Below are 20,116 nucleotides of genomic sequence, written 5' to 3'. Positions count from 1 at the left end.
GGGAATGAACTCTTTCCTGTTTTTTTTAGGATGGATAAGCTGCAGCTTATTGTTATTGGCGGAGGGGCAGTTGGTACAGAAAAAGTAGGAGCTGTTTTAAAAAATAGTCCGCGTGCTTCTGTTCATGTGATCGCTCCGCAGATCAGCAAGGAAATTGCTGCCTGGTCTGAAGTACATTCGGGATTGAAGTTGTCTTACAAAACATATGAAGCAACAGATATTGATGCAGCAGATCTGGTCATTGCCGCCACTTGTATACATGAGTTGAACGCTCAGGTGCAGGCTGATGCAAAACAAAAAAGGATTTTGGTGAATGTTGCTGATACGCCGGAACTTTGCGACTTCTATTTGAGTTCTGTTGTGCAGAAGGGAGACCTGAAAATCGCAATTTCAACCAACGGGAAATCACCTACTTTTGCAAAGCGTATGCGTGAATTACTTGAAGATGTACTGCCAATGAGTATTGATGAGATTTTGCAGCAGCTTAATCAGATCCGAAATAAACTGAAAGGAGATTTTGAATATAAAGTTCAAAAAATGAACGAGATAACGAAATCCATGAATGAAGACTCTAAATAAAATAATGTAGTCCTCATTTAAAATACATAAAGAAATAGGTAACTTGTCCCAGGTAAAATCAATACTCGGTTATGAAAGAAATAAGTGTAAGTGAACTGAAAGCATTACTGGATTCAGGTGCTGATATACAATTGATTGATGTGCGTGAGCCGGCTGAATTTGAATCTGCACAGATAGGAGGGGAGTTAATTCCATTAAGTACAATTCCGCAGAATGTCGATAAGATCTCTAAAGATAAACAAGTGATTATTCATTGTAGAAGTGGGAAAAGAAGCGCAAATGCGATTATGTTTCTGGAAGGAAATTTTGGATTTGAAAATCTGTATAATCTCGAAGGCGGTATATTAGCCTGGAGAGATGAGATCGATCCTGATCTGGATGTGATGTAAGCTAATCCTAAAACTTATAAAACAAAGGATCCCAATAGCTCTGCTATTGGGATCCTTTGTTTTATATAGTAAAATGTTCTCTAGTTACTAGTATCTAGCATCTGGTAACTCTGCTTAAACTCTGAATCTGAATACGCACAGACCAACAGAATACAATGGGCTTTTTCCGTTTGGAGAAAGTAAGCTGATAATATCTTTTGTTGATATACCCGCCTCCCAGCCGCCATTTTCACCTGCGATAAATGTTAATCCTAATGGGATACATACGTGCGTAGAATAATTGTCGATTTTATTTGCATAATTACCGCCAATGGATGCACCACTTGAAACTTTAAACCAACGTTTTAAATAAACATCGCCTCCAACTGCTATAATTGAAGTGTTGATATTACCAGCTGTTTTATTTAGCGGAACAACAATATCTCCACCTACTTCAACTCTTTTTTCAAACAGGGCTAAGCTGGCACCCATACGAAGCATGTTAGGAAGTTTAACCGTAAAGGAAGGACCTTCTTTCCAGAAAATTGTCTGTTTTAAGGCATCGGCTGTAGAGGCATCATAATCAATTTTATGAATAGGTTCATCAATAATTTTGTATGTGCTTTTTGTATACTTAACACCTCCTATATTCACTACAGAAACACCGATTTTCAATTTGTCATAGATTTCTGTTGTAGCACCGATATCAAAGCCAAAGCCTTGTCCCTGGGGTTCGAGTACATTTCCGCCATTGCTGATACTGGGTACGTTCAATGCATTTGATAAAGATGAGAAAACAGTGTTATTCACCACATCGCCTTGAACTCTTCCATTCGCATCTGTTTGCACATCCATGTAGTAATATCCCATTACATATTTCAAACCAACACCTGCACTCACGTTGAATACTTCATTTCTGAATACTTCTCTTCCGTAAGCAACGTTGAAGCTTCTGTAATAATGTGCTTTCAAATTTGTACCGCTGAACACTGTGCTAAGCGAAACACCGTTAGTTGATATGGCGGAGTCAATACCCACACTATTATAGATATTATAGTTATTCGGATCATTCACTACATGCGCACCGTTATTCAACTGTAAGCTGTCAAAATATTGTGTGGATGTACCACCGGAGAAAACAAAGTTTGTGAAGTTCTGAGAAAGGTTACCATTTCCTCTTACCGCATCATTGATACTGAAGGCAAGTCCACCGAATTTGTCGGATTGCACAGCAAGACCTAAGATCATTGCGTCAACGTTTACAGACATGTTGTTGGATGCAAAGATGCTGGCAGCATGTAACTGATCAGAATAGGATAATGACTTCCCGTTGAAAATATAATCTTTCATCTGCTGTGTGGTAACGCCTTTAGCAAATGCAGATGTATTCATTTCCAGGAAACCAAATGTAACATGTTTGGTTTCATATTTGGAACGCAATCCCAGGTTCCCCGGATTGATACCAATGCTTTGGTAGTCTGTTACGAAAGTAGTGGCTACACCGGCTCTGGCCGAAGCTGAAACAACACTGCCTTCTGCTTGTCCGAAAACAGTATAAGTGCTTGCTATAAGAAGTGAGAGAAGAAGTAACAGTTTTTTCATAGAGGAAATAATATGATTTATTAAAAGTCTAAATTTAGTGAATATAGGTTAATAACTACGCATCCATAGCTTTATCCTTTTCTTTCATTACCAGATAATACAATATTCCGAATAATATCAATGAACCTAATAATAATCCGATCTTTTGAAATTTATAAACGGGGTCATCTTCCATACTTACAATAGAGCTTATTTGAGTTCCCGTATAGACCGCAATTCCCAATCGGGCACCTATACCTATAATGCTCATACCGATATAATTTTTAAGTGGTACTGACAAATAGGAACAGAGGACATTGGTAACGGTAAATGGTAAAATAGGGGTGACACGCATCACGAAGACCATGAAATTGGCACGTTTTTTTAGTTTTTCAATAAAATTGTAAGCCACTTCATTCGCACCAATCCAGCTCATGATCGTTTGCTGATCAAACACGCTTGATAAAAAGTATCCTATAAGAGAGCTAATCGTAAACATGGTCAACAATATCGGGAAGGCGATCCACCCGAATAAATAGCCGCATGCTATAGATAACAGCGTAGTCGAAATAATGGAAAACGTGGAAGCAAAGAATATCAGAATTCCCCAATAAATAAACATTACCGGATCCATGACTTTAATATGTTCGATATTTACTGCAAACAGTGTAACAAGTATGAAGTTTGAAATAAACGGAAGTACATACATGGCCAGCAGAAAGATCATGGATAGCTTTGCTTTTAATGTACTGTTGATCCAGAAGTCTTTAAGTTTTAAAAATTCATTCTGTAATTCTATTAAATAAGCGTCCAGTTTACTCATGTTGTTTAGTTAGAAAGGTCAAATATAAGAATCAATTTAGTCTGTAAATAAAAAAGTCTGAATAGTTTCCTATCCAGACTTCTAAAATTAGATTAAAGAGTTATTTTTTAGAATAAATTCCCGATTCCACCCAGTAAGTCGCCTCCTTTATCTTTGCCTCCCAGTAAGCTGCCTAAGCTGCTGCTGATATCACCAAAGCCTAATTTATCAGCCAGGTCGGTTGGAGATGCCGCAGATCCCGTTTCTGAACCTGCAAATTTTTGCATAACAAACGGAACAACAACAGATGAAATTTTTGATGCCATGGATTGGTCAATGCCAAGTTTTGAAACCAACGATGAAACAAAGCCATTTGATAAAGAAGATACAATTGAATTCGATTGCAGGTTACCGCCCTGGCCGTTGAACAGGCTGAATACAGAATCCAGGCCACCACTGGCAGCTTGTGATTTTAAACCATCTGTAAGGGAATCCTGTGCAACATTAAAGATGCTTCCAAGTTGAGAAGGTTGTACACCTAATTGCTCCAGCTGTGGTGACAACTGTTGTTGAGCCGATTGAATAAGTTGATCTAACATGGGTTTATAATTATGAATGATAAATGATAAATTATGAATGATGAAATCCCTGCCGACACAATGATATTCAGCAGGGCACTAACACCTGCACAGGTTACGTTGCAGCTTGTTTTTATTTTGTTGTTTCCAGTAATTTGTATAATTCATTTAAGTTCGGCGTAAGGATGATTTCTGTACGACGGTTCTGGCTTCTTGCTTCAGGGGTTTTGCCTGTTGCTACTGGAATAAATTCACCATGACCCGCAGGTACTACATGGATAGGATCAACACCAGCGCCGGTTAATATACGTGTGATGGATGTGGCACGTAATACACTCAGATCCCAGTTATCTTTGATACCGTTTGTTCCTTTAGAAACTGGTACGTCATCTGTATGACCTTCTACCATGATGGTAATATCTTTTTGTTCTTTTAATACAGCAGCAAGTTTTTTTAATGCTTCAACCCCTTTTGGATCTACTTCTGTAGAGCCTGATTTAAATAACAGTTGTTCTGCTAATGAAACATATACTTTCCCGTCTTTCACCTGGATCGTAAGATCTTTGTCTTTATAATTTAACAAGGCAGAAGTTACTTTATTACGAAGTTCATTTACCGCACGGTCTTTATCAGCAATTACTTTTTCCAGTTCGTTTACTCTGCGTTCGCGCTCGCTCAGGTCAGCCTGTAGTTTACTAACTTCCAGCTCACGCTTCGCTAAGCTTTTATTTAGTTTCTCTAATTCAGAAGCATTGTAGTTGATAATTTTGTTATGTGTAGATAACAAACGTTCATATGTACTGTTTAGTGCCTCATAGTTGGATTGAGTTTTACGTAATGCAGCATTCAGGTCGGTTGTATCCTGCATCAATTGATTACTAACTGCCAATAAACTATCGTATTGTTTTTTTAATGCAGCCTGTTCGAGTACAAGCTTTTTAAAGTTCTCTTCGCATAAGGCTTTGTCAGCTTCCAAGGCAGATGTACGCTTATTTAAAGCATCGTATTTCTTCTTACTGACAATACAGGAAGTATTTACCAGAAATGCTACACTTAATGATATTCCAATGGCAATATGCAATAACCTTGTTTTTTTCATGAACGCTTTTAAATAGTTTATTTAACAAAATAATTTCAATGACGTTAAGTTGTATATTTACTTTACGATGTATTGTAAAAATACATATTTATTATTTCGACCACATGCTTTTATACCATTAACTTTTATAAAATATGGAATTAAATTTATTCAAACCTATGCTTCAGGCAGAAGCATTTAAAGATAAAATTGTTGTAGTAACCGGAGGCGGTACAGGCTTAGGAAAAAGCATGACACAAATGCTTTTGCAACTAGGTGCTAAAGTTGTAATTACCAGCAGAAAACTGGATGTACTGGAAGCTACTGCCAAAGAACTGGAAGCATTAACCGGTGGTGAAGTATTGGCTGTGGCCTGTGACGTAAGGGATTACAGACAGGTGGAAGAATTGCTGCAAAAAAGTATTGAACGTTTTGGTCGTGTAGATGCCTTACTGAATAATGCGGCAGGTAATTTTGTAAGTCCTACGGAAAATCTTTCGCCGAAAGCTTTTGATGTAGTTGTTGATATTGTGTTAAAAGGAACCTACAACTGTGTACTTACTTTTGGTAAATACTGGATCGATCATAAAATTCCGGCAACGGTTTTAAGTATTGTTACAACCTATGCTACTACGGGTTCCGGCTATGTAGTACCATCAGCTTGTGCAAAAGCAGGTGTTATTGCGCTTACCAGATCACTGGCAGTAGAATGGGCCAAATACAATATTCGTTTTAATGCGATAGCACCCGGTCCATTTCCGACAGAAGGAGCCTGGAGTCGGTTATTTCCGGGCCAGATCGCTGAATTGTTCGAACCACAGAACCGTATTCCGCTGAAACGTTTCGGCAAGCACGAAGAACTGGCAAATCTGTCTTCTTATCTGTTATCAGAGTATTCGGCTTATATGACCGGGGAAATTGTAACAATTGACGGCGGAGAGTGGCTGAAAGGGGCAGGGGAATTTAATGGATTGGATGTAGTAACCAAGGAAGAGTGGCAGGAAATTGAAAGAAGTATCCGGGGAAAATAAAAGTTGAAATTTCAGTTTACAAGCAATTTCTTTAATCTGTGTTCAACTGGTTAAAAATTAGCTGTTTGAGGCTTACAGCAGTATTTTTAATACCAAAAACAGTCTCAAATTAAAAAAAAGATGTACACATGCTTTGCTAAAAATGAGTTTTCACTTATATTTGCACTCCGAAATGACAAATAACCACATTATTTATCATTGAGATTGTCCGATGGTGTAACTGGCAACACGTCTGATTTTGGTTCAGAAGAGTCTAGGTTCGAAACCTAGTCGGACAACAAACAAAGGCGATTTAATCCTAATGAATGGGGTTAAATCGTTTTAGTTTTATACCAAACCATCAAAGGTATGCCATCCCTAAAGTTATTCTCAGGAACAAACTCTCATTACTTAGCAGAAAAAATCGCTGCTGCTTATGATCAACCTCTTGGTAACAGAACGATAACCCGTTTCAGCGATGGTGAAATTCATGTGAGTTTTGATGAATCGGTTCGTGGAAAAGATGTGTATATCATCCAATCAACGTTCCCTAATTCAGATAACCTGATGGAGCTGATGTTGATGGTAGATGCGGCTAAAAGGGCTTCAGCAGCAGAAGTAGCAGCAATCATCCCGTATTTTGGTTATGCACGCCAGGATCGTAAGGATAAACCAAGAGTGCCGATCGCGGCGAAACTGGTAGCGAATTTACTTTCTGCAGCAGGTGTGGATCGTTTAATGACTTGCGATTTACATGCCGGACAGATTCAGGGCTTCTTTGATTTTCCTGTAGATCACTTGGACGGTGCTGCGATCTTTATCCCTTATTTGAGAAGCATAGAATCAGATAAATTAATAATCGCTTCTCCGGATGTTGGAGGAGTAAAACGTGCACGTGAATTCGCTAAGCATTTAAAAGCAGAATTTGTTGTGTGCGATAAACACCGTGTACGTGCCAATGAAATTGCTTCCATGCAGTTGATCGGTAATGTAGAAGGTGCAGATGTCGTTTTGGTAGATGACTTGATTGATACTGGTGGTACGATTACACGTGCTGCGCAGGTGATCATGGAAAAAGGCGCAAAAAGTGTTCGTGCGGTATGTACACACCCAATCCTTTCTGGTGTTGCGTATGAGAACATTGAAAACTCTGTATTAACAGAGATGATCGTAACAGATACGATTCCATTGCGCAAAGAAACATCAAAAATCAAAGTTCTTACGGTTGCGGATTTATTCTCAAGAGCGATCCGTAAAATCCAGGACAATGATTCAGTTAGTTCATTATTTCTTTAATACATATAAACAAAAACAATTATGAAACAAGTAGAGATTATAGGGTATAGCAGAGCAAATCTCGGTAAAAAAGGATCTAAAGACCTACGTCTTGATTCAAACGTACCATGTGTACTTTACGGTGGCGAAAAACAATTGCACTTCCATGTGCCAATGTTTTTATTCCGTGATATAATTTACACAGGTGAAGCTTGCACAGTGTTATTAAACCTTGAAGGTAAACAATATAAGTGTGTTGTTCAGGAAGCACAATTCCATCCGGTAAACGAAATGTTGTTACACGTTGATTTCTTAGCGTTGTCTGACAACAAACCAGTTAAAATGAACATCCCTGTTAAATTTGAAGGTACATCTCCAGGTGTTATCAAAGGGGGTAAACTAGTACAGAAAGTATCTAAATTAACTGTAAAAGCTTTACCAAAAGACCTTCCTGATTATATCACAGTTGATATTTCAAACCTTGAATTAGCTAAGTCAGTTAAAGTTGGTGAAATCAAAACAAACAATTTCACAATCTTGAACGCCAAGTCTATTCCGGTTTGCACAATCACGATCCCAAGATCGTTGAAACAAGAAGAGGCTGCTGCTAAGAAATAATTTTAGTTTCCCTGTTCATATTAAGGAGATCCCGCCCATGGCTGGATCTCTTTTTTTTGTCTGAATCTGGATTTACAGGATTAAAGGACAAAAAGATTTGTGTTATTCTATCAAGATTTTTAGGCTTTAGGCATTTAGCTTTCAGCGTTAGGCGTTTCTAACCGTTTGTTCGCCGCGGCGAATTGTTTTTTGTTATTTGGAATTTTCTCACCTGTATCTCTTGTAGTTTTTTGTACCTTTATAATATAAAATAACAGTAATACTTACTATTACATATGAAATACCTGATTGTAGGGTTGGGCAATATCGGTTCTGAATATCATGAAACGCGCCACAACATAGGATTTATGGTGTTGGATTCTATCGCGGAGGAAAAAGGTGTAACGTTTGAACTTAAACGTCATGCTCATATCGCAGAAGTGAAAGTTAAAGGCAGGACGCTGGTATTGGTAAAACCTACTACTTATATGAACCTGAGTGGTAAGGCTGTTCAATACTGGATGCAGGAAGAAAAGATTCCGATTGAAAATATATTGGTGATCACCGATGATCTGGCACTACCTTTTGGTACTTTACGTATGAGGATGAAAGGCTCCAGTGGTGGCCATAATGGTTTGTCACACATAGAAGCAACATTGAACTCAGCGAACTATACGCGTTTACGCATGGGCGTAGGTAGTGATTTTGCAAAAGGGCAGCAGGTGGATTACGTACTGGCGCCATTTGCGGCAGAAGAACAAAAAGGTATGGCAGACGTTCTTAAGAGAGCAAAGGATGCCGTAACAGGCTTTGCCACCATAGGTGTTGAAAGAGCCATGAATACAGTTAATGCAAAGAAATGACAGACGCACAAAGACCCATAGGAATATTTGACAGCGGCATTGGCGGATTAACTGTTGCCTATGCTGTGAATCAGTTATTGCCGAATGAAACGATTATTTATTTCGGTGATACCGCACATTTTCCGTATGGTGATAAATCAACAGCGGCGATACAATCCTATGCGGTAAAGATTACCGATATGCTGCTGAAGCAAAACTGCAAAGTGATTTTGATCGCGTGTAACTCCGCGTCTTCGGCGGCATATCAGCTGGTGAAGGAATATGCCGGCAGCCGGGCTAAAGTGATTAATGTTATTGATCCGATCGTACGTTATGTAGGGAATGAATATCCGAAAGGAAAAGTGGGCCTGATCGGTACCAAAAAAACGGTCAGCTCAAATGTATATCAACGTAAAATTGATAAGCTGAATAAAGAAATAACTCTGAAAGCGTTGGCAACTCCTTTACTGGCGCCGATGATAGAAGAAGGGTATTTTAACAATGCGATTTCTGAAAGCATCATCCTGAATTATTTACAGGATAAATCGCTGGAGGGCATTGAATCGTTGATCCTGGGATGTACGCATTATCCATTGATTAAAGAACAGATCAAAGCCTTGTACAAAGGCAGCGTACAGGTGATCGATAGTTCGGATATTGTTGCAGATGCATTGAAAGAGTATCTGGTTGCCAACAACCTGCTCAATACAGAAACGGCACCCCAGCATAAATTTTATGTGTCAGATTATACACAGTCCTTCGCTGAATCAACACGTTTATTTTTCAGACAGGAAGTGCATCTGGAACGTTATCCCTTATGGGAGTAGATTGTAAACTTTTAAATTTGAATAGCTATGAAATTTTTAACCGTATTTTCGCTTTTTGTTTTTGTTCAATTTGCACATGCTCAAAAAAATACTGAAAAAGATAGTATCAAAGCAATTGTGGATGCTGTTTTCCCAGATGGAATTAAAGGTACATTCAGACCTGGATGTACTACTAACTATCAAGGTAACCGGCAGGATTTATATTATCAGCAAGGCAACATAGCCTTTTTAGGTACAGATAATAATGATGTAATAGAAGTAAAAACAGATACCCTGACAATACGCTGGCGAGATCCGAAATATAAGGGCGGAAGATATTTTTTAGCGTTTACAAATCTTTTCGATGAAACGTTTGATTACAGGATATCAGATACAAATAGTTGCTTTATTGACTTTTCTAAAACAGAGGAATCTACATTTCTGATTACTATTTATTCTGAAGACGGAAGAGCAAGTTCGAAGATCAGTATAAGAAGAAAGAAATAATTTTTGATGGAAAAACTATTGAAGACATTGTATGTCGCTGTCGATCCTTGAAAAATTACTCAAGCCATTCTACTTAAATCCGAGTGAACCCACCAGGCACACCTGACAGTGGCATTACAATATTTGCATGCGTATGAAATGCTCTCAATAATGATCAGATAAATATAGATCCCGCTGGGACCTGAACCTAGACACACAATTGAACTGAATTTTCCATTTTGCCTTCAATGCAAATTCTGAAATAATATTCCAGCTTTTTAAGGCATTTCCATACAATCAATACCTCAATTTGGGTATCATAGAACATTCTGTTTTGAAGGCGCTGTAACTGCTTCAAAGTCTTGGGCTTTTAGCCTTCCGCATTCATTGTAAATGTGCATAAAATGGGCTCATTCCCTAGGCTTTACCCGCTTTTGTTCTTAAATTCGTGGCATGTTTGTAGTGCTATTTGTATTGACGCTGATTCTTTTGTATGCCGTATTTATTGTTTGGGCGGAACGCAAAGTGGCAGCATTTATTCAGGACCGTTTAGGACCCATGGAAGTTGGCCCTTATGGTATGCTTCAAACCATTGCCGATCTGGTAAAATTATTACAGAAAGAAGATATCATTGCAACAGGAACCAATCGTTTTTTATTCCGCCTTGCACCCATTATCATTTTCACTGCCATCTTTGCAGGCTTTGCAACTTTACCTTTTACGCCGGATCTTATTGGTTCGAAAGCAGAAGTAGGAGTTTTTTTCATGGTTACGATTGTATCCCTTGATGTGGTAGGAATCTTCCTGGCTGGCTGGGCATCCAACAATAAGTTTTCTATTCTCGGCGCGTTCCGTGCTATTGCACAGGTAATCTCTTATGAAATTCCATTAACATTAAGCATACTGGCAGTTGTGCTGATCTGCCAGACATTGGATCTGCAGGAAATCAGTTTTCAACAGGGAATTTATTTTAACAACGAACAGCAAATAAACACTTCGTTATTCGGCGTAACTTCATGGGGTATTGATGTAAATCAGGTTGGTGGTTTTATTAGCTGGAATGCATTCAAATATCCATTCCTGTTAATCACTTATGTAGTTTTCTTTATTGCATCCTTAGCAGAATGTAATCGTGCACCTTTTGATATTCCTGAAGGTGAATCTGAGTTGGTCTCCGGGTTTCATACAGAATATTCAGGCTTTCGTTTCGCGGTATTGTTCCTGGCAGAATATGCCATGATGCTGCTGGTTGCATTTCTTGGTGTCGTATTATTCTTTGGAAGCTGGAACACTGTATTACCAAACATCGGTAGTGTGCGTTTGGCAGAATGGACAAGCGGAGTACCGGGTACTGCGGCAGGCTATGCCTGGGGATTATTCTGGCTGATCTCAAAAGGCATGCTGGTTGTATTTCTTCAACTGGTGATGCGCTGGACATATCCGCGTTTGCGTGTAGATCAGTTAATGAATTTGTGCTGGAAAATATTATTACCCTTATCGCTCTTCCTTGTTCTTGTAAGTGGCGTGTGGGTGGTATGGATGAAATTATAAAATGGCAAGACGTATTTCAAATATTGGCTTATTCATTGTATCGATAAAATCGATGGCTATAGGTCTGCGCCTTACCCTTAAACATTTTTTTGTTTCTATCGGATTCAGCCGCAAACCACAGGTGGGTGTGATGGATGGAAATTACTTCACACACAAAGATGGTATTGTAACAAACTTATATCCGCATGAATCCATTCCGGTACCGGATAATGGACGTTACCGTTTGCACAACGAAGTAGACGATTGTATTGTATGTGATCTGTGTGCGAAAGTTTGTCCGGTAAACTGTATTGATATTGAACCCATAAAATCTCCGGTTGAAATCGGTAAAACATCCGACGGCAGTACGAAACGGATCTATGCAGCAAAGTTTGACATTGACATGGCAAAATGCTGCTATTGTGGTTTGTGCACAACGGTTTGTCCGACGGAATGTTTAACCATGACTAAGACATACGACTTCAGTGAATACAATGTAAGCAACATGGTATATCACTTCGCGGAATTAAGTCCGGCTGAAGGTGTATTAAAAAGAGAAGAGATGGAAGTGCTGGTTGCGGAAGAAAAAGCGAAGAAAGCTGCCGCTGCTAAGCCTGTATCTTCAGATACATCAGAAAAAACAGAAATACCTGCTGCAACACCGAAGCCTGCATTCAAACCTAAGGTAGCAATACCAGCGGTAAAGAAACCGGCCACAGATGCTGAAGCAGAGAATAAAGATCTTGCAACCAATGCGACAAGTACTGATGAGGCATCAGCAGAGGCTCAGGCAGAAAAGCCTGCTCCATCAAAGCCGGTCTTCAAACCGAAAGTAGTAATTCCTGTGAAGAAGCCGGTAACAGATGCTCCTAAGGAAGGGGAACAGACTTCAGATAAACCTGCGGAAGAAACAAATTCAACGGCATCAACAGAAGCAGCACCGAAACCTAAACCAGTCATGAAACCTGTCATACCTAAGGCTTCTTCAGCTGAACCTGCCTCAGAAATAACAGATTCAAAAACTGAAAGTGAACCAGCACAAAATACAACGGCATCGCAGGAAGATGTTAAACCGGCAGCCAAGCCAAAGCCCATTATGAAGCCTGTGATGAAACCGATCATTCCTAAAAAGACTGAGGAAGGAGGCGAAACAAACGCATGACACTGATTCGGCTTGTTTTCTTTTTCTTCTCTATACAATTGCTATCATCAGCATTGGTGATCTTATTTACACGTAATGTAGTATATGCAGCCATTGCTTTAATGTCGACGCTTTTAGGAGTAGCCGCATTGTTTGTTATTGCAGGCTCTGATTTATTAGCAGTTGTGCAACTGGTTGTGTATGTAGGCGGTGTACTAATCCTGCTATTGTTTGGTGTACTGTATACCTATCGCGATCCCGAAACGTATTTTGAAAAAAAACATGTACTGCTCTCTGTAATTACCGTGGTTGTGGTTGCAGTTGGGTTATTGTTTTTATTACGTGAACTGGCATTTGATTTTCCTGTATTACACACATCGCCATATGATAAGAACGGTATAACAAAAGCAGCAGGGTTTCTATGGATAACAGATAAAATTGTTGTTTTTGAAATCGTTGCTGTCTTATTGCTGGTTGTTTTGGTAGGTGCGGGATGGATCGCAGGTAAAGCATTGGAACAAAACAAAAAGGCTTCATGATTCCAATAGATTATTATATTATCGTTTCCATATTATTGTTTAGCATCGGTACTGCTATTGTATTTACGCGGCGTAATATTTTATATGTACTGATGGGGATCGAATTGATCTTCAATGCAGCCAATATAAATTTAGTAGCCTTTGGTCAGTTCGAACCCTATCTGAATGGGCAGCTGTTCAGTATGCTGGTGATTACGGTTGCTGCTGCAGAGTCTGTTGTGGCGTTGGCTATCATCATTGTATTGTTCAAGAAACTGAATACAGTTGATTTATCTGAAATTAAAAATCTAAAAGAAAAATAGATTGAACGCAGTAGCTCCACATATTGAAGTTTCTTTACTTGCTGCTGACAGTATTTCAAGTCTGGCACTGACAATCTTTTTTATGCCGGTCATTACGTTTGTGATCCTGTTTTTTGCCGGAAAGCATATTCCTGCGGCAATCCGTTCCTGGCTGGCAACAGTTGTTATGGGTGTGATGTTCGTGTTATCCCTTTATGTACACATCAATCTGGAAGGCTCACATCTTTCCAGATGGATTTGGTTTGAAATAGGAAGCCTTAAGTTTACTACAAGTTTATTACTCACGAATTACAGCAGCACCATGATGGTGATTGCAACATTCGTCTCGTTGATGGTACACATATATTCTGTTGAATATATGAAAGAACGACGTAATCATTCCAAATACTTTCCATACCTGGCTTTGTTTGTTTCATCCATGCTGGGAATCATATTGAGTGATAATTTGCTGATTACATTTATTTTTTGGGAACTCGTTGGCCTGGCTTCATTCCTGCTGATTGGCTTCTGGTATGAAAAGGACAGTTCAGCGGCAGCTGCTAAAAAGGCATTTCTGTATAATAAGTTTGCAGATCTTGCTTTTGTAATTGCCATCATGATTCTGTATGCAGTATACGGAACTACAGAGATTTCAATTATTCAGGCAAACACCAACATGGCACTGCACACTTCGTTGTTTGCTTTACCCGTATTGGCAGGTCTTGCTATCTGGTTTGCAACAGTAGGTAAGTCTGCACAGTTTCCTTTATACGTCTGGCTACCGGATGCAATGGCTGGCCCTACACCTGTGTCTGCATTGCTGCATGCTGCAACGATGGTGGCAGCGGGAGTGTTCTTATTATTGAAAACATCATTTCTGCTAAGCGGCTGGGTAGGATATATTATTACTGTTATAGGTTGCATCACGGCATTGGCTGCAGCTTTGCAGGCCATACGCACGTTTGACAGTAAAAAGGTACTGGCATTTTCAACCGTGTCTCAATTGGGATACATGATGATGGCTGTTGGTATCGGAGCAAATGATGCTGCTTTCTTCCATTTAGCGACGCATGCTTTTTTCAAAGCGTGCCTGTTCCTGACAGTAGGTGCAGTTATACATGTCATGCACCACCTGCAGAGTCATCAGTTTGATCATGGACAGTATAAAGTACTGGATACGCTTGATATGCGCTTGATGGGTGGTTTTAGAAAAAAAATGCCTATAACCTTTATTACTTATTCCATTGCATACGGAGCATTGATCGGCTTGCCTTTTTTCTCAGGGTTTTTATCTAAAGATGCTATTCTGGGGGCTCTTTATGATTGGGCAGTTGCACAAGGTGGCTGGTCCTGGCTTGTTGTTGTTGCTGCATTCTCTACAGTAGGATTAACAGCTTTTTATATGACCAGACAATTGATCCTGATTTTCTTTGGCGACTTTCGTCTGGTAAAAGTAGATGTTTCCTACAAAAAATATTTTGATCATATAAAAGAAAGTGAATGGCTCATCAATGTTCCGATGATTGTTTTAGGAATAGCCAGTTTCTGGTTTTTCTTTTCATTGAATCCCTTGCATGCTCAAACAGGCTGGTGGATGCATCAATCTTTCGTGCTTCCGCATACACACGAATTTCATCTGTTCATTCCTGTAACAGCTATTGTCATAGCTGCAGCGGCATTAGCGGTAGCAGTGAGTAAATACAAAGCGGTTGATACATTTGTTGATACACGGTTGCATTTGACCAAGCTCTTCGCAAATAATTATTATTTGGAGAAAGGAATTGATGTTTTAATTATTCGGCCGGTCTTTGTTTTATCAAAGGTATTTTATGCAACAGATAAAATTATTGACAGCTGCATTCATGCGAAGGCATATTTATTTATTGTAATAGCTCAGCTGGCAGATGTATTTGACCGGTGGATAGTAGATGGCTTTGTACATTTAATTGTCGGTATAAGCCGGTTCATTGGTTCTTATTTCCGTTCGTTTTTAAAAGGGGAAATACAGTCGTACTTCTATTTTACATTAATAGCATTTGCATTGTTACTGCTCTTTCTGGGCTGGTATCTATAAGTATACATTATGGCAACACATATATTATCCATTCTCATCTTTCTGCCCCTGTTGGGATTGTTGGGATTAGTATTTATTCAGGGGGAAGAGCATACCAAATACCGCTGGCTTACGGTAGCAATTACAGGTATCCAACTATGTTTAACGATATTCTTATTTATAAACTTTAAACCTGAATATTTTCAGTTCCATAGCTATGATTCACTGGTATATACCGAAAAGGTAAATTGGTTTCAGCTGTCTATCGGAAATTCAGGTATTCTCTCGATTAACTATTTTTTAGGTGTAGATGGTTTAAACCTGTCTTTATTATTGCTAAGTGCAATTGTTCTTTTTGCTGGTGCCTGTGCTTCCTGGAATATTAAGCACCAGGCTAAAGGATATCATGCGTTGTTTCTGTTATTATGTATTTCCATTCCCGGATGTTTCTTAGCGCTGGATCTGCTGTTGTTCTTCCTGTTCTTTGAATTCATGCTGTTGCCTATGTTCTTCCTGATCGGGATATGGGGCGGCCTGAGAAGAGAATATGCTTCCATCAAATTCTTTTTATATACGTTATTGGGATCAATCCTGATTTTGATTGTTTTCATTGTATTATACATCAGCACATACAACCCTGCAGAGATGATGCTGGCAGTGCCGTCAAATCTTGATTATGGCATTCAGGACATTCAGGCAGGCGTTCAGACAGGGGAGCTATCAAGCCAGTATTTAATCCATTCGTTGGATATTATTCAATTAAGCAGTCCATTGAATTATCTTCCCAATGGATTATTAAGTGATTCCAATCCTGTGTTGTTTCTCGGCTATTCTATCCGTACCTGGTGCTTTCTGGCTTTGCTGGTTGGTTTTCTTATTAAATTACCTGCATTTCCATTTCACACCTGGCTGCCGGATGCACACGTTGAGGCGCCGACAGCAGTATCAGTAGTATTGGCAGGGATTCTTCTAAAAATAGGTGGTTATGGTTTGATCCGGATTGCATGGCCCTTGTTCCCACAGGAAGCCGCAGCAGCATCCTGGTGGGTTGGTTTGCTTGGTGTGATCACCATTCTGTATGCGGCACTGGTTGCCCTTGCCCAAACAGATCTTAAAAAAATGATTGCTTATTCTTCTGTATCACACATGGGGTTTGTGCTCCTGGGATTGGCTGCTGCAACAACTGAAGCCGTAACCGGTGCTGTTTATCAAATGTTCAGTCATGGCATTATTGCAGCATTGTTATTCCTGCTTGTAGGTGTATTGTATGATCGTACACATGATCGTATGATACCGAACTATCGTGGTTTGATCTCAAAAATGCCTGCGTATTCAGTCATTGTTACGATTGCATTTTTTGCTTCTCTGGGCTTGCCTGGTATGTCAGGCTTCATTGCTGAAATATTGATCTTCATTGGTGCATTCCAGGCGCAGGCAACTACGGCAACCATTCCAACATGGATGCCATTGGTTGCAACACTAGGTCTGTTGTTGTCTGCAGCCTATTATTTGTGGACGCTGCAACGCATGTTCTTTGGTAAATTTTCAACACACATGAGTATTGATGCAGCAACGTTAAAAGATTTAACAATAAATGAAAAAGCATTGTTGTATGTACTATCCGGACTCATTATTCTATTCGGGTTGTTTCCATCTGTTCTGCTTGATAAAATAGGGCCATCAATGGAAGCATGGACAAATTTGTTCATGAACATGCAGTAAGGCTGAATCGCAACAACATCTTATTCGAAATTTTATAAAACATCTACGTGCAGACTTTAATTGAACATATCCGAGAAAGCTTACAGTACCTTGTTCCGGAAGGCTTGTTACTGTTTGGTTTACTTGCTGTTTTGTTTTTTGATATGTTCTCCGGAACAAGAAAAAATACATATTTTGTTTTGACAGTTCTAGCCTTTATGCTGGTTGCAGGTTTTGAATTGATTACGCTTCTTGCCTGCAGATGCAGCCTAACGGAAGTGCACTTTATGAATGAAATGCTGCACCAGAATCCTGCTGTTCTATTCAGTAAAGCATTGGTGTTGATCAGCGGTATTATTGCCCTTTTGTTTATTCAATTTTCCCCCTCTTCTCAATGGCTGCGGGAGCGCGGCGAAACATATATTTTGCTGCTTGCTATTGTACTGGGATGTTTCTTTTTAGTTGCCGCAATCAATTTGTTTATGGTATTCCTATCACTTGAATTGATCTCCATACCATCCTACATGTTGGTGGCTTCAAGGATGGATAAGAAAAGCACGGAGGCCGGTATAAAGTATTTGTTATATGGAGTATTTGCCACAGGAGTGATGCTGTTTGGTATTTCATTGCTATATGGTTTAACTGGAGGGATGGATGTATTTTCGCCCCGCTGGATACAGGTGTTTGCAAGCGTACCGGTATTTGCAAAATGGATCGTATTAGCAATGGTGTTAGCGGCCTTGTTCTTTAAAACATCATTGTTTCCTTTTCATCCATGGACACCGGATACGTATGAAGGTTCGGGCTGGGGGGTCATGAATATTCTCTCAACGATTCCCAAAATCGCTGCTTTTGTATTTTTATTGAAACTTTCAGCTTTATTTCAAGGCATGCAGACCTATACCCTGGTACTGGCTTCTGTCATCGGACTTAGTTTGGTGGTTGGAAACTTATCCGCACTGATACAGACTAATGTACGCCGGTTAATGGCTTATTCCTCTATAGCTCAGGGAGGTTTTATTGGTATGGCGATTATTGGCGGTACTGATTTAAGCCAGCAATCGTTGTTTTTTTATCTGGTCGTTTATTTATTTGCTGTACCTGCATCTTTGTTCATTTTGGATTATTTTGAGAATGTAGTAAAAGGTGATGCTGTGAATAACTTTAATGGATTAGGTAAGCAGGAACCTGCTATGAGTCTTATCTTTGTTATAGTAATGGCAACGCTGATCGGCTTACCCCCAACAGCCGGTTTCTTCGCAAAACTGTTTGTATTCAGCACGGTTTGGCAGCAATATGAAACCATTCATTCCCCAATGTTGTTAGGGGTGGTAGGTGTAGCACTTGTGGGAACAGTAGCTTCTGTTTTCTATTATATGAAGATTCCTTATTCCTTGTTTTTCAAGGGATTTGAAAACACAATAATACTTACATCCATACATAAAAGTTCTCTGGTTTTCGTAACTTTAATTATGCTTCCGGTCATTGGTTTGTTCTTTATGCCCGGCTGGCTGATGGATTTGTTGCGAGTAATAGTTGCATTTATTTAAAAACTATCATCTATGAGCGATGCGATAAAGCACGAATGTGGTATAGCACTCATCAGGTTGCGTAAACCATTTTCCTATTACGTGGAAAAGTACGGCACACCTTACTACGGTATCAATAAGCTGTATACACTGATGGAAAAGCAATATAACAGAGGCCAGGACGGCGCCGGTATTGCAGTCATAAAATTAGATGTCCCTCAGGGTACCCGTTACATAAGCCGTTACCGCTCCGTAGATCAGCAACCCATTGCTGAAATTTTTGAGAAAGTAAATAAGAAATTCCGCAAAGCACTTCGCGATAATAAAGATAAGATCAACGATGCACAATGGTTGTTGGAAAACGTAGCCTTCACCGGTGAAGTTTTAATGGGCCATTTGCGCTATGGTACGCATGGTAACAATGATATCGAAAATTGCCATCCGTTCTTGCGTCAGAATAACTGGAGAAGCCGTAGCATGGTTGTTGCCGGAAACTTTAATATGACAAACGTTGATGAGCTATTTAATAAGCTGATTGAATTAGGACAGCATCCGAAAGAGAAAGTAGATACGGTAACTGTTTTGGAAAAGATCGGTCACTTTCTGGATGAAGAAAATCAATACCTGTTTGAAAAGCACAAAGACCGTTTTTCAAATTCACAGGTGTCTACCATCATCGAAAATGAACTGGATCTGCAGCGTGTATTAATGCGCTCATGCAAGGATTTTGACGGTGGTTATGCCATGATGGGCATTGCAGGCCATGGCGCGGCATTTGTAGCCCGCGATCCGGCTGGTATTCGTCCGGCATATTACTATGCAGACGATGAAATTGTGATTGTTGCGTCTGAAAGACAGGCAATCAAAAGTGCAATGGAAAAAATCAGTTATGATGATATCCAGGAAGTACAGCCAGGCTTTGCATTGATTATAGATCGTAATGGTAATTACGAAGAAAAACAATTTATAGACCAGCTTCCCAAAAAATCGTGCAGCTTTGAACGTATTTATTTTTCGCGTGGCTCAGACCCGCAGATCTACCAGGAACGTAAGCAGCTTGGTAAGATATTAACTCCTCAGATACTTGAAGCCATTGATTACGATATAGAGAATACTGTATTTTCATATGTTCCCAACACTGCTGAAACAAGCTTCCTTGGCATGGTTGAAGGCATGGAGGAATACCTGGCAAGGTATCGTAAGAAAGTTATTTCAGAAGGTGTCGCGGGTGAAGAGCTTGAAAAAGTATTATCCTTGCGCCCTCGTATTGAAAAGATGGTTATTAAAGATGCTAAACTGCGCTCTTTTATTACATCGGATGATGTTCGACAATCATTTGT

Annotated in this window: 20 protein-coding genes and 1 tRNA gene; 17 read left to right on the top strand and 4 right to left on the bottom strand. The window is 39.5% G+C overall.

Going from position 1 to position 20,116, the window contains the following annotated elements; translation table 11 throughout:
* Positions 1-579, top strand: a 579-nt coding sequence (locus tag ACTHJT_RS16035) for a precorrin-2 dehydrogenase/sirohydrochlorin ferrochelatase family protein (RefSeq protein WP_440240048.1), incomplete at its 5' end; no start/stop codon positions are given.
* A gap of 71 nt (positions 580-650) precedes the next feature.
* Entirely contained in the window at positions 651-968 is a 318-nt protein-coding gene (locus tag ACTHJT_RS16030) for a rhodanese-like domain-containing protein (RefSeq protein WP_440240046.1), read from the top strand.
* 114 nt (positions 969-1,082) lie between these two features.
* Here ACTHJT_RS16030 and ACTHJT_RS16025 read toward each other — a convergent pair whose 3' ends face one another.
* The 4 genes from ACTHJT_RS16025 to ACTHJT_RS16010 all read right to left on the bottom strand — a co-directional run bounded on the left by ACTHJT_RS16025 (position 1,083) and on the right by ACTHJT_RS16010 (position 5,007).
* Positions 1,083-2,549, bottom strand: a complete 1,467-nt coding sequence (locus ACTHJT_RS16025) for a DUF5723 family protein (protein ID WP_440240044.1) — start codon at positions 2,547-2,549, stop codon at positions 1,083-1,085.
* Positions 2,550-2,604: 55 nt separating this feature from the next.
* Positions 2,605-3,351, bottom strand: a complete 747-nt coding sequence (locus ACTHJT_RS16020; RefSeq protein WP_440240042.1) for a VTT domain-containing protein — start codon at positions 3,349-3,351, stop codon at positions 2,605-2,607.
* A 107-nt stretch (positions 3,352-3,458) separates the two neighbouring features.
* Positions 3,459-3,929, bottom strand: a complete 471-nt coding sequence (locus tag ACTHJT_RS16015) for a hypothetical protein (protein ID WP_440240040.1) — start codon at positions 3,927-3,929, stop codon at positions 3,459-3,461.
* 112 nt (positions 3,930-4,041) lie between these two features.
* Positions 4,042-5,007: an OmpA family protein gene (locus ACTHJT_RS16010; RefSeq protein WP_440240038.1), complete on the bottom strand. Its 966-nt coding sequence runs from the start codon at positions 5,005-5,007 to the stop codon at positions 4,042-4,044.
* Between the two features lie 134 nt (positions 5,008-5,141).
* Here ACTHJT_RS16010 and ACTHJT_RS16005 point away from each other — a divergent pair, with 134 nt between their 5' ends.
* From ACTHJT_RS16005 to ACTHJT_RS15935, 15 genes are all read left to right on the top strand, one after another.
* Positions 5,142-6,017: an SDR family oxidoreductase gene (locus tag ACTHJT_RS16005; protein WP_440240036.1), complete on the top strand. Its 876-nt coding sequence runs from the start codon at positions 5,142-5,144 to the stop codon at positions 6,015-6,017.
* A 205-nt stretch (positions 6,018-6,222) separates the two neighbouring features.
* Positions 6,223-6,295 (top strand) — tRNA-Gln (locus ACTHJT_RS16000).
* A gap of 70 nt (positions 6,296-6,365) precedes the next feature.
* Positions 6,366-7,292: a ribose-phosphate pyrophosphokinase gene (locus ACTHJT_RS15995; protein WP_440240034.1), complete on the top strand. Its 927-nt coding sequence runs from the start codon at positions 6,366-6,368 to the stop codon at positions 7,290-7,292.
* A gap of 21 nt (positions 7,293-7,313) precedes the next feature.
* Positions 7,314-7,889, top strand: coding sequence for a 50S ribosomal protein L25/general stress protein Ctc (locus ACTHJT_RS15990; protein ID WP_440240032.1), 576 nt, complete (start codon positions 7,314-7,316; stop codon positions 7,887-7,889).
* A 275-nt stretch (positions 7,890-8,164) separates the two neighbouring features.
* Positions 8,165-8,731 (top strand): aminoacyl-tRNA hydrolase, encoded by a 567-nt coding sequence (gene pth / locus ACTHJT_RS15985; protein WP_440240030.1) that lies wholly within the window; start codon positions 8,165-8,167, stop codon positions 8,729-8,731.
* The gene (gene murI, locus ACTHJT_RS15980) at positions 8,728-9,537 is read left to right on the top strand and encodes a glutamate racemase (RefSeq protein WP_440240028.1); all 810 of its coding nucleotides are present in this window, start codon (positions 8,728-8,730) and stop codon (positions 9,535-9,537) included. Before pth ends, murI begins: the two co-directional genes overlap by 4 nt.
* A 27-nt stretch (positions 9,538-9,564) precedes the next feature.
* Complete coding sequence (locus ACTHJT_RS15975) at positions 9,565-10,023, top strand: hypothetical protein (protein WP_440240026.1); 459 nt, start codon at positions 9,565-9,567, stop codon at positions 10,021-10,023.
* Between the two features lie 432 nt (positions 10,024-10,455).
* Entirely contained in the window at positions 10,456-11,553 is a 1,098-nt protein-coding gene (locus ACTHJT_RS15970) for a complex I subunit 1/NuoH family protein (protein WP_440240024.1), read from the top strand.
* 1 nt (position 11,554) lies between these two features.
* Positions 11,555-12,694 carry a 4Fe-4S binding protein gene (locus tag ACTHJT_RS15965; RefSeq protein WP_440240022.1) on the top strand — a complete coding sequence of 380 codons (1,140 nt, stop codon included), beginning with the start codon at positions 11,555-11,557 and terminating at the stop codon, positions 12,692-12,694.
* A complete protein-coding gene (locus tag ACTHJT_RS15960; RefSeq protein ID WP_440240020.1) occupies positions 12,691-13,212 on the top strand; it encodes an NADH-quinone oxidoreductase subunit J family protein in 522 nt (173 codons plus the stop codon). Before ACTHJT_RS15965 ends, ACTHJT_RS15960 begins: the two co-directional genes overlap by 4 nt.
* A complete protein-coding gene (gene nuoK, locus ACTHJT_RS15955) occupies positions 13,209-13,514 on the top strand; it encodes an NADH-quinone oxidoreductase subunit NuoK (protein WP_440240018.1) in 306 nt (101 codons plus the stop codon). The genes ACTHJT_RS15960 and nuoK overlap by 4 nt, the downstream gene beginning before the upstream one ends.
* 1 nt (position 13,515) lies before the next feature.
* Positions 13,516-15,567, top strand: coding sequence for an NADH-quinone oxidoreductase subunit 5 family protein (locus ACTHJT_RS15950; protein ID WP_440240016.1), 2,052 nt, complete (start codon positions 13,516-13,518; stop codon positions 15,565-15,567).
* Between the two features lie 9 nt (positions 15,568-15,576).
* Entirely contained in the window at positions 15,577-17,268 is a 1,692-nt protein-coding gene (locus tag ACTHJT_RS15945; protein ID WP_440240014.1) for a complex I subunit 4 family protein, read from the top strand.
* A gap of 47 nt (positions 17,269-17,315) precedes the next feature.
* Complete coding sequence (locus ACTHJT_RS15940) at positions 17,316-18,797, top strand: NADH-quinone oxidoreductase subunit N (RefSeq protein WP_440240012.1); 1,482 nt, start codon at positions 17,316-17,318, stop codon at positions 18,795-18,797.
* A gap of 12 nt (positions 18,798-18,809) precedes the next feature.
* On the top strand, positions 18,810-20,116 hold a 1,307-nt coding region (locus ACTHJT_RS15935; protein ID WP_440240010.1), incomplete at its 3' end, for an amidophosphoribosyltransferase.

Origin of the sequence: Cytophaga sp., assembly GCF_051961495.1 — a bacterium.
Classification (GTDB): domain Bacteria; phylum Bacteroidota; class Bacteroidia; order Cytophagales; family Cytophagaceae; genus Cytophaga.
Note: the sequence above shows the minus strand (reverse complement) of the source record. Positions and strands in the feature narration are given on the sequence as shown.

Coding starts and splice junctions, on each gene's coding strand:
- ACTHJT_RS15960 (WP_440240020.1), top strand. CDS start 12,691: ATGACACTGATTCGGCTTGTTTTCTTTTTCTTCTCTATACAATTGCTA.
- ACTHJT_RS16005 (WP_440240036.1), top strand. CDS start 5,142: ATGGAATTAAATTTATTCAAACCTATGCTTCAGGCAGAAGCATTTAAA.
- ACTHJT_RS15965 (WP_440240022.1), top strand. CDS start 11,555: ATGGCAAGACGTATTTCAAATATTGGCTTATTCATTGTATCGATAAAA.
- nuoK (WP_440240018.1), top strand. CDS start 13,209: ATGATTCCAATAGATTATTATATTATCGTTTCCATATTATTGTTTAGC.
- pth (WP_440240030.1), top strand. CDS start 8,165: ATGAAATACCTGATTGTAGGGTTGGGCAATATCGGTTCTGAATATCAT.
- ACTHJT_RS16015 (WP_440240040.1), bottom strand. CDS start 3,929: ATGTTAGATCAACTTATTCAATCGGCTCAACAACAGTTGTCACCACAG.
- ACTHJT_RS15995 (WP_440240034.1), top strand. CDS start 6,366: ATGCCATCCCTAAAGTTATTCTCAGGAACAAACTCTCATTACTTAGCA.
- murI (WP_440240028.1), top strand. CDS start 8,728: ATGACAGACGCACAAAGACCCATAGGAATATTTGACAGCGGCATTGGC.
- ACTHJT_RS15970 (WP_440240024.1), top strand. CDS start 10,456: ATGTTTGTAGTGCTATTTGTATTGACGCTGATTCTTTTGTATGCCGTA.
- ACTHJT_RS15975 (WP_440240026.1), top strand. CDS start 9,565: ATGAAATTTTTAACCGTATTTTCGCTTTTTGTTTTTGTTCAATTTGCA.
- ACTHJT_RS15945 (WP_440240014.1), top strand. CDS start 15,577: ATGGCAACACATATATTATCCATTCTCATCTTTCTGCCCCTGTTGGGA.
- ACTHJT_RS16010 (WP_440240038.1), bottom strand. CDS start 5,007: ATGAAAAAAACAAGGTTATTGCATATTGCCATTGGAATATCATTAAGT.
- ACTHJT_RS16030 (WP_440240046.1), top strand. CDS start 651: ATGAAAGAAATAAGTGTAAGTGAACTGAAAGCATTACTGGATTCAGGT.
- ACTHJT_RS16020 (WP_440240042.1), bottom strand. CDS start 3,351: ATGAGTAAACTGGACGCTTATTTAATAGAATTACAGAATGAATTTTTA.
- ACTHJT_RS16025 (WP_440240044.1), bottom strand. CDS start 2,549: ATGAAAAAACTGTTACTTCTTCTCTCACTTCTTATAGCAAGCACTTAT.
- ACTHJT_RS15990 (WP_440240032.1), top strand. CDS start 7,314: ATGAAACAAGTAGAGATTATAGGGTATAGCAGAGCAAATCTCGGTAAA.